At 69.2% G+C, this 1,325-nt stretch carries 2 protein-coding genes and 1 riboswitch; both genes read right to left on the bottom strand.

From position 1 onward, the window contains the following. Positions 1-328, bottom strand: a 328-nt coding sequence (locus tag ABZ281_RS49600) for an energy-coupling factor ABC transporter substrate-binding protein (protein ID WP_356665449.1), incomplete at its 3' end; no start/stop codon positions are given. Then, positions 325-1,026 (bottom strand): energy-coupling factor ABC transporter permease, encoded by a 702-nt coding sequence (locus ABZ281_RS49595; RefSeq protein ID WP_356665447.1) that lies wholly within the window; start codon positions 1,024-1,026, stop codon positions 325-327. The genes ABZ281_RS49600 and ABZ281_RS49595, both read right to left, overlap by 4 nt. Positions 1,027-1,055: 29 nt before the next feature. Beyond that, positions 1,056-1,263, bottom strand: a riboswitch (cobalamin riboswitch). Positions 1,264-1,325: the final 62 nt, after the last annotated feature.

Here is a 1,325-nt window from a genome sequence, read left to right as displayed (position 1 = left end):
GTTCGCTGCCGGCCTCCCGCTCGAGCGCCCGCTGCTCGCCCTGCCTGCGGCCCCGGCGCAGGCCGAAGTAGTAGGCGAGGACACCGGCGCCGAGAGCCGCCTGAAGGGCGAACAGCGCCGACTCGATCTCACCGGACGGCGGCTCGTACAGCGATGAGAACCACGGCTCGTAGTCCGGCTTCAGCTCGGTGATCGCCGTCTGCGCCTCGGCGTCGGAGCCGGTGAACGGCTCCTTCTTGTGGTCGCCGAGGCCGAGCGCCAAGGGCAGTACGGCGAGCGCGGCCACGAGGAACAGCAGCACCAGGTTGATCTTCGTGTTCCTCTTCATCGGGCCGCCACCTCGGTCTCGGTCCGGGTCTGCTTCTTGGCGAGGAGCACACCCAGCCGGGTCAGTTCGCCCTTGCTGGACTGCACCAGCAGCCGCATCACGAGCACGGTCAGCAGGCCCTCGCTCACCGCGAGCGGGATCTGCGTGACGGCGAAGATGGAACCGAACTTGCCGAGCGCGCCCAGGAATCCGCTGCCCGGGTCCGGGAACGCGAGCGCCAGCTGCACGCTCGTGACGCAGTAGGTGGACAGGTCGGCGGCGAACGCGCCGAAGAACACCGCCACCATCAGCGGCGCGCTGGAGCGCCGCAGCAGCTTGTAGACGGCGTATCCGGCCCAGGGGCCCACGATCGCCATGGAGAAGACGTTGGCGCCCAGCGTGGTCAGGCCGCCGTGCGCGAGCAACAGCGCCTGGAACAGCAGAGTGATGGTGCCCAGCACCGCCATGATGGGCGGCCGGAACAGGATGGCTCCGAGGCCCGTACCCGTGGGGTGCGAGCAACTGCCGGTGACGGACGGCAGTTTCAAGGCGGACAGGACGAACGTGAAGGCGCCGGACGCACCGAGGAGCAGAGTGCTCTCGGGGTGCTCGCGCACTTCACGGGTGAGCGACCGGACCCCGTGGACGACGAACGGCGCCGACGCGACGCCCCAGGCGACCGCGTGCGCCGGAGGAAGGAAACCCTCGGCAATGTGCATGGCTCAGCAGACCCTCTCCAGCACCTCGTGGATGGTTGACGCGCCTTGGCCGGTCTCCTGGCTGACGGGTACCACCGCCCGGACTCCGCCTTCCCGGGTCACAAGGACCCAGTGGCTGCCCGTGAGGGCCGGAGCCGGACTTCCCGATTCACAGTGGCGAGGGCCGCACCGGCATCACACCGGATTTCCCGTTCACCAAGGCCTGGTGACAATAAGGCCGAGGTAAGGGCGATGACAAGCCACCCAAGGGGCGCGTGAGGGGGCGCCCGTTCGCACACCGGCGCATCCCCCGGCTGATC

It is taken from the genome of Streptomyces sp. NPDC006265 (assembly GCF_040613555.1).
Taxonomy (GTDB): Bacteria; Actinomycetota; Actinomycetes; order Streptomycetales; family Streptomycetaceae; genus Streptomyces.
This window is presented reverse-complemented; position numbering and strand designations above follow the sequence as displayed.

What these genes read in the sequence shown, in the direction of transcription:
- ABZ281_RS49595 (WP_356665447.1), bottom strand. Translation starts at nt 1,026, where the DNA reads ATGCACATTGCCGAGGGTTTCCTTCCTCCGGCGCACGCGGTCGCCTGG.